Source organism: Psychrobacter pasteurii (assembly GCF_900162815.1).
Lineage (GTDB): Bacteria > Pseudomonadota > Gammaproteobacteria > Pseudomonadales > Moraxellaceae > Psychrobacter > Psychrobacter pasteurii.
Genome location: NZ_FUGD01000137.1, coordinates 1 through 7,736, shown reverse-complemented (window position 1 = coordinate 7,736; position 7,736 = coordinate 1). Strand labels below are relative to the sequence as shown.

Here is a 7,736-nt window from a genome sequence, read left to right as displayed (position 1 = left end):
GAACGTATTCAACTTAAACTAAAAGGACTGAGTCCTGTGCAATACAGAACTCAGTCCTTGATCTAAACTAAACCGTCCAACATTTGGGGGTCAGTTCATAACGAATTTGGACTCTTTTTTTATTTAAGCAATTTGTCTTTAATCAATTAAGACTCAGCTTATTTTTCTAGGATACAAGTTACGCCTTGGCCACCTGCAGCACAGATAGAGATTAGGGCGCGGCCTGAGCCTTTTTGATCTAGAAGTTTAGCAGCAGTAGCTAAGATACGACCACCTGTTGCAGCAAATGGGTGACCTGCCGCTAGTGATGAACCGTTAACGTTTAGCTTGCTACGATCGATAGAACCTAAAGCTTTATCTAGACCTAGACGCTCTTTACAGAAAGTCTCATCTTCCCAAGCAGCTAAAGTTGATAGAACTTGTGAGGCGAACGCTTCGTGGATTTCGTAGAAGTCGAAGTCTTGAAGAGTTAGGCCAGCACGCTCAAGCATACGAGGTACAGCATAAGCAGGTGCCATTAATAGACCTTCTTTAGGACCGCTCTTACCTACGAAGTCTACTGCCGCAGTTTCTTGATGCACAATGTAAGCCAGTGGTTTTAGACCATGAGCTTCAGCCCACTCATCAGTACCTAGTAGTACACAAGAAGCACCGTCAGTTAGAGGGGTAGAGTTAGCAGCAGTCATAGTTGGGTTAGCGTTACGCTTACCGAACACAGGCTTCAAAGTAGCTAGTTTCTCTAGTGAAGAATCTGGACGTAAGTTGTTGTCACGAGTCAGACCTTTGTATGGAGTGATTAGGTCATCGAAGAAGCCTTCTTCATAAGCACGGGCTAGGTTGTGATGACTGTTAACCGCTAGCTCGTCTTGAGCTTCACGAGAGATGTTCCACTCTAGTGCAGTAATAGCTTGGTGCTCACCCATTGATAAACCAGTGCGTGGCTCACCATTTTGTGGGGCATCGATAAGCTCTTTAGGGTTGATGCTGGTTAAGGCAGCTAAGCGTTGTTTGTTGGTTTTGGCAGCGCCTAGTTTAATTAGGGCTTTACGTAGGCCATCACCCACAGCGATAGGAGCATCAGAAGTAGTATCAACACCACCAGTGATAGCAGAATCAATAATACCTAAAGCAATTTTGTTGCTGGCTGCAAAAGTCGCTTGAAGACCAGTACCACAAGCTTGTGATACGTCATAAGCTGGCGTTTGTGGATCAAGAGCTGTATTTAGAGCAGACTCACGAGTTAAGTTTAAGTCACGGCTTAGCTTTAGAACGGCACCTGCAACTACTTCACCAACACGCTCACCTTGAAGTTCATAACGCTCAACTAGACCGTTAAGAGCAGCACTCAACATGTCAATGTTGCTGGCATCAGAGTATGGGCCATTTGAACGTGCAAATGGAATACGGTTACCACCTAAAATGGCGACACGACGGGGAAGGGCTGAGGTTTTTGAAGCATCAGACATTGATTTTTCCTTATTGTTTGTGGGTTTGTCAGTAGAATCTTTTTTAGACTCATCAGCTTTAGACGGCTTTTTTTCCTCTTTTTTGGCTGACTTATCTTCTTGCTTAGTAGCTTCTGGTTTAGCAGCTTCCTTCTTAGGGGTTTCTTGCTTGGTAGAAGCTTTTTCTTTGGTTTGCTCTTTACTGTTTTCTTGAGCTTTCTGTGGTTTTTTAGCGTCTTTAGCAGCCGCTTCAGTCTGCTCAGCTTCTGAATCAGAAGCGTCTTGTTCTTCTTTTTCTTGTGCAGCCTGGGCTTTAGTTTCTTCGATAATTTTTTGTTTAGCCGCTCTGTCTTTGCTACTCACAGCATCTTCTTCTGATTTTGAAGAAGAAGCCACTTCATTTTGCAGGTTAGAGAAGTCTACTGAGGAATCTGCTTGCTTGGCGTTGTCTGTAGAGGCTGCATTTTCATCTAATAACGATTGGCCTGCTTTATTTACCACAGTTGAAGTCACTGCTGACTTGGCATTAGATTGCTTGTTCTTCGAATTTGAATTGCTCATTTAATATCCTTATAACTCATAACTTAAAAAAAGCCACTTAGTTTTATTCTTAAAAAGTTGTAAGAGGTTAGTTAAGGGAGGCTCGTTGTTAAAACTGGAAGTCCAATTAAAGTCTTGTACGGGCGTTTGTCACTAAATAAGGAAAGCCCTTATTAATATTTAGACCATAAGAAAACATTAACTGAGTGATTAGAGACAATTTTAACATTGTTACTAAAGCATTGTGCTAAATGTTGTTCTATAATAATATAATGTTATCGTTACTGGACTGACTCATAACATTAGGTTAATTTTATCACATCATCAATAATTGGCAATCTTATCTCGTTGTAGATTGATAGGATGTCGTTAACAGTGTGAACCAAGTGTTGCTAAGATAAGCAAAAAAATGAGCTTTCTTAACAAAGATAGGGTGTCTGGTTTAACATAAAGAAAATGAAGTTATGGTAAAGCCTCAAGCTTTAATTATTTTTTAGAATTTAAGCTATTGTTTTTTATAAGATTATTTTTTTATTGAGCATTTTTACTTAGTTTTGTAGTTATTGGTTGGCCTAATAACCTTTATTAAGTAACTTTGCTAGAGGCTTTGAGCTTTAGACTATGAACTGGGCAGTCGTAGTTTTTTATTTAATATGCTTCATTTAAATTGAAAATATAGGGGTTAAATAAACTACAGCCCAAATATTTTCACCCAATTAAAACCCTAAACATGTGTTGCCATGTTTACAAAATTAGCCAAGTTAGTTGGCTGCATAAAGTTGCGAAACTATTTCGCGTAGTTTTTCATAACTAAAACCGATCGGTAATATAACTAGGAGATTTCATGTCAGATCGCTACGGAGAGTTTGTTCAGTCACCACTAGGTAAAAAAGTTGCAAAAAACCTAGGGTTACCTCTACCTACTAAATTAGATCGCTTTGAAGCGGGCGAGAAAGTCGTTCGCGGTAGCGTGTTATTTGGTTCAGCTGCAGGGGAAGATAGCAGCGTAAGTGAAGCCATTGCTACAGTATTAAATAAGCTTCATGCTGAAGTTTATGTGGCTGGCGATGATGCTAATAAAGCTGCTTTAACGGGTGCTGGTGTTGAGGCCAAAGGCAGTGAAGACAATAGTGAAAAGTACAAAGTACTTATCTTTGATGCCAGTAACATCCGTTATGCTCCTGACCTAAAAGAGATGTATGACTTCTTCCATCCAGTTGCTCGTCAAGTTGAGAAGTCTGGTCGCGTAATCATCGTTGGTCGTCCACCAGAAGAGTGTGAGTCTATTGGTGAAGCCTTAGCACAAAGAGCCCTTGAAGGTTTTGTGAAGTCTGTGGGTAAAGAGTTCAAAAACGGTATTACCTCGCAGCTGCTTTATGTAAGTAAAGATGCAGAAGCTAATATCGACTCAACCTTACGTTTCTTCATCTCTGCTCGCTCAGCTTACGTTTCAGGTCAAGTAGTGCGCATTGGTAAAGGCAAGGTACAAGAGCTAGATTGGTCTAAGCCTTTTGCAGGTAAAACAGTTCTAGTAACTGGTGCTAGCCGTGGTATTGGTGAGTCAATGGCACGCGTATTGGCTCGCGATGGCGCTCATGTGATTTGTTTAGATATTCCACAGCAGCAAGCAGACCTACAAAAAGTAGCTGGTGAAATCGGCGGCTCTACGCTTGCTCTAGATATCACTGCTGAAGATGCGGGTCAGAAAATTGCTGAAGCTGCTGCCAAACGCAATGGCTTAGATGGTATCGTGCATAACGCAGGTGTGACTCGTGATAAAACACTAGCTAAGATGGATGAAAACCAGTGGAATATGGTTATCGATATTAACTTACAAAGTATCGCAGCCATTAACGACTACCTGTTTGAAAATGACGTGCTAAATGACGATGCCCGTATCGTTTGTGTGTCTTCAATTTCAGGTATCGCTGGTAACCTAGGTCAGACTAACTATGCTACTTCGAAAGCAGGGGTTATTGGTCTGGTTCAGGCGACTGCTAAGAAGCTAAAAGAAGAAGGCAAAGGCATTACCATTAACGCAGTTGCTCCAGGCTTCATCGAGACACAAATGACTGCCGCTATTCCATTAGCCATTCGTGAAGCGGGTCGTCGTATGAACTCTATGAGCCAAGGTGGTCTACCAATCGACGTTGCTGAAGCAACAGCTTGGTTAGCAACGCCAGCTTCAAGTGGTGTTAACGGCAATATCGTACGCGTTTGTGGTCAAAGCTTATTAGGCGCTTAATCTGCTTTATCAAGCTTATAAGATAGCCATTGGTAGTAGCATGTAAGCCATTTGCTATCTCTGCGATATTTGCAGTAAAGGGGCCATCATTATGATGGCTCTTTTTATAATAATTTGCCATAACCTATGCATTAATAATAAGGACTAATTATGACCATTCGTGACTTTAAGAGCTTACCTGAAGCCCGCCAAACCTATCCGAAAGTCATTAAATCATTACTACCTATCGTTGGTGGTAAGAAAAAAGGTAAAAAGAACGTATTACCTGAAGCCACATACTCAGTAAATGAATTAAAAGTTAATAAGACTAACCTGCAAGACTATCGCCGTATTTGTGGTTTTGCGGATAACGGTCAGATTCCACCAACTTACTTTGCCGTATTGTCTCAGTCTTTACAGATGAATATGATGGTTGATGAGGCTTTCCCATTTGCCATGCTAGGCTTAGTACACGTTGCTAACTCTGTGACGCAGCATCGCCGTATTGCTGACTCAGAAGTGGTGTCTATGCGCGTTAGCTTTGCCAACCTTCGTGATCATGACAAAGGCAAACAGTTTGACTTTGTGACCGAAGTTTATAGTGGCGAAGATTTGGTTTGGGAAGGTACTTCAACCTATTTATCTCGTCAAAAAACAGAGAGCTCAGGTAGCAGAGACAGCAAGCCAAAAACAGTTAATCAAAAGCCTGATGCGACCAAAGATGATTTACACAGTATCTTTGCAGTACCAGAAGATATTGGACGTCGTTATGCCAAAATCTCAGGTGATTTTAACTTAATCCATATTCACGCAGTAACTGCTAAAGCCTTTGGTTTCCCAAAAGCCATTGCTCATGGTATGTGGTCAAAAGCTAAGTGCTTAAGCGTAATGGATTTACCAGAAGCTTATACCGTTGATGTGGCTTTCAAATTACCCATTTTGTTACCTTCAGAGGTTGAGCTAATTGGTGATAACTTAGCTAAGTTACAAAAAGATGGCACAGTAGAGTTTGATCTATATAGTGCAAAAAATGATAAGCCGCACCTAGCAGGCACTATCAAAAAACTGTAAGCTTTAAAACGTTAGCAAGATAAACTATCATTGTTATGTTTATTAGGATTCAGCTAAGGCTTAGGGCTTTAGCTGAATTTATTACGTTTATAAGGGAAACAATATGGCCAATGAGGTTACAACAACAGCCGAGCACACTGAAACTCAGGAACAAGAAGCAGCATCATTGCAGGAGTCGTTAGAGCAAATATTAGACAATGCTAAGTTTCCAGATGCTAATACTGTAGTTACAGGTAAGCTGTCTCCAGAGAAGCTTGCAAAAATTGCGGAGGCGGGTATTGAACATATCATCAATCTTCAGCCTGACTCTGAGCTAAGCTTTGATGAGAAGTCTGCAGTAGAAGCGGCCGGTATTCATTATACTCATTTACCCATTTCAGGAGCGGATGATCTAAAGCAGGTCAACCTATTAGAGTTTGATAAGGCCTTACGTGCACATCATGGCAAAAAAACATTGCTTCATTGTGGCTCAGGTAACCGAGTAGGGGCTTGTATGGCCTTGCGTGCAGGCTGGCTGCGTGGTCGTAAAATGGACACAGCTATGGAGCGTGGTAAGCAGCATGGCCTAACCGGTCTGGAAGAAGAAGTGCGCATGCGTTTATTGGTGCCGCGCTAATAACGGGTCTTATTAATAATAGGCTGGCTATCATTTGATAAATGGACACTTTATAGCCTGCTCATCTTTGTTTTTTAATATTTAATTTTTAGAGTTAGCCTATGGATAATCTGCAAGCACAATTAACCCAGCTTATGAGAGATTTACAATTAGAGGACGCACCAGCAGGTGGCTCTGTGGTGGTTTATCATAAGGGGGAGTTGATTGCACAAGCCAATGCTGGCTACGCCGTACCTGACACCCCATGGGACAAAGATACTTTATCGCTGAACTTTTCTACTGGAAAAGGGGTATTGGTAACGCTGATTCATATCCTAGTGTCTAATGGCTTATTGGACTATGACCAACGGTTGGCACATTATTGGCCAGAGTTTGCAGCAAATGGCAAGCAGGACATTACTTTACGCCAAGTGCTAACCCATCAAGCAGGGCTATTTAATATTCAGTCAGTTACCGATACCGCGGAAGATATGGTTGATTGGCAACAGATGTTGAGTCGAGTTGAAGCCATGAGCTCTAGAGTCCCAGCCAATGAGCAGGCGACAAGTGCTTATAGTGCTCTGGTCTCCGGCTGGGTATTGGGAGGTTTGATAGAGAAGGTAACCAATCAAACATTAAATGAAGTTATCAATGAATATTTGGCAAAACCGCTAGGTATTGAGGGCAGTCTTTATTTTGGGGTTCCTCAACAAAAACTGGCGGATGTGGCCACGCTCACTAAGAACTTTGAAGATTTCGAAACTTTTATTGGTGTAAAAGAGCAACCACAGTCTGATCTTTCTGCCCCTAAAAAAAGAAGTGCTAAGCCCAAACTACGCTCTGATAATGAACAAACTTTGCAAATCTATCAAAATATGACGGCTTACCCGTGCTGGCAGAGTGCTTATAAGCAGCAAGACAAAGATAGTGATGGAGCGGTTTTAAATACCTTAGATATTGCCAATTTATATTTTGATATGAGTAGCATCCAAATGCAGGACTTTAAGTATGCTTTGGTCCCTGCTGGACGCTCAGGCTTTAATTACTATACTGCCGACGCATTGATGGCAAAAATACCTGCAGCAAATAATGTGGCTTCAGCTGATGCATTGGCTAAGATGTATGCCATGCTTGCCAATAAAGGAAGCTGGCAAGGCAAACAGCTCATCTCTGAGCAAGTATTTCAGCAATTATCGCAAATTAATGTTAAAGGTCCAGATGCCATTATGCCCGCAGCTGATCCTCACAGCATGCAGTGGCGTCTGGGTTATCATAGAGTTTTTAGTCGTTATTATAGCAGTGAGGAGCTAAGCTCTGCCTTTGGCCATATGGGCTATAATGGTTCAGTGGCTTGGTGTGATTTTGAGCGAGAGCTTGCTGTGGCATTTGTGCATAACTACGATGTGGTCATGAGTACCGATATTCGCCAGTTTGCGATTACCGAGACTATTTTGCAATGGCTTGATCAACAACAATAGTTGATGATTTTATTCACTCACAGCTTCAAGTTACTTTGTTCCAGTAGACAGCTTCATTAATAGCGGCGCGGTGACGCCATGGATGAAGATTGAGCCAATCACTACAATAGAACAAATAATCCATAAGTCGCTGGCCTCAGTGGGATCAAAAACGCCCTTATTTAGCGCGTAAGCCAAATAGTAAAATGTGCCTATACCTCGTATCAGGGCAATCGCACTACAAAAAGTCAAAGAAGGAGTAAAATATAGCAACCGATCCATAAGAGGTAGCTATTATGCTCAATGATCCAAGAGAGTTCTTTGCCAAACTCAATGACCCAAGACGCCAAAACAAAAACCTCTATCATCCACTAGAGAACGTCATATTTATTGCGCTAACCGCT

7 protein-coding genes are annotated in these 7,736 nt (G+C 41.7%); 5 read left to right on the top strand and 2 right to left on the bottom strand.

The annotated features are described in order from the left end of the window. On the top strand, positions 1-66 hold a 66-nt coding region (locus A1232T_RS14640), incomplete at its 5' end, for an IS3 family transposase (RefSeq protein ID WP_143513983.1). A 92-nt stretch (positions 67-158) separates the two neighbouring features. Here A1232T_RS14640 and A1232T_RS12060 read toward each other — a convergent pair. After that, entirely contained in the window at positions 159-2,006 is a 1,848-nt protein-coding gene (locus A1232T_RS12060; protein WP_244152464.1) for an acetyl-CoA C-acetyltransferase, read from the bottom strand. Positions 2,007-2,829: 823 nt separating this feature from the next. On the opposite strand from A1232T_RS12060, the gene A1232T_RS12055 reads away from it, so the two are divergent. The 4 genes from A1232T_RS12055 (at position 2,830) to A1232T_RS12040 (ending at position 7,353) form a co-directional block, all read left to right on the top strand. After that, positions 2,830-4,230, top strand: coding sequence for a 3-oxoacyl-ACP reductase (locus tag A1232T_RS12055; protein WP_077449643.1), 1,401 nt, complete (start codon positions 2,830-2,832; stop codon positions 4,228-4,230). Positions 4,231-4,380: 150 nt separating this feature from the next. Continuing rightward, positions 4,381-5,280: a MaoC family dehydratase gene (locus A1232T_RS12050; RefSeq protein WP_077449642.1), complete on the top strand. Its 900-nt coding sequence runs from the start codon at positions 4,381-4,383 to the stop codon at positions 5,278-5,280. A 103-nt stretch (positions 5,281-5,383) separates the two neighbouring features. Further along, positions 5,384-5,896 carry a protein tyrosine phosphatase family protein gene (locus A1232T_RS12045; RefSeq protein ID WP_077449641.1) on the top strand — a complete coding sequence of 171 codons (513 nt, stop codon included), beginning with the start codon at positions 5,384-5,386 and terminating at the stop codon, positions 5,894-5,896. Between the two features lie 101 nt (positions 5,897-5,997). Next, positions 5,998-7,353: a serine hydrolase domain-containing protein gene (locus tag A1232T_RS12040; protein WP_077449640.1), complete on the top strand. Its 1,356-nt coding sequence runs from the start codon at positions 5,998-6,000 to the stop codon at positions 7,351-7,353. A 30-nt stretch (positions 7,354-7,383) separates the two neighbouring features. Here the strand turns inward: A1232T_RS12040 and A1232T_RS12035 are convergent, their stop codons facing one another. Next, a complete protein-coding gene (locus A1232T_RS12035; protein ID WP_077449639.1) occupies positions 7,384-7,614 on the bottom strand; it encodes a hypothetical protein in 231 nt (76 codons plus the stop codon). Positions 7,615-7,736 lie beyond the last annotated feature (122 nt).

Coding starts and splice junctions, on each gene's coding strand:
- A1232T_RS12055 (WP_077449643.1), top strand. CDS start 2,830: ATGTCAGATCGCTACGGAGAGTTTGTTCAGTCACCACTAGGTAAAAAA.
- A1232T_RS12035 (WP_077449639.1), bottom strand. CDS start 7,614: ATGGATCGGTTGCTATATTTTACTCCTTCTTTGACTTTTTGTAGTGCG.
- A1232T_RS12050 (WP_077449642.1), top strand. CDS start 4,381: ATGACCATTCGTGACTTTAAGAGCTTACCTGAAGCCCGCCAAACCTAT.
- A1232T_RS12060 (WP_244152464.1), bottom strand. CDS start 2,006: ATGAGCAATTCAAATTCGAAGAACAAGCAATCTAATGCCAAGTCAGCA.
- A1232T_RS12045 (WP_077449641.1), top strand. CDS start 5,384: ATGGCCAATGAGGTTACAACAACAGCCGAGCACACTGAAACTCAGGAA.
- A1232T_RS12040 (WP_077449640.1), top strand. CDS start 5,998: ATGGATAATCTGCAAGCACAATTAACCCAGCTTATGAGAGATTTACAA.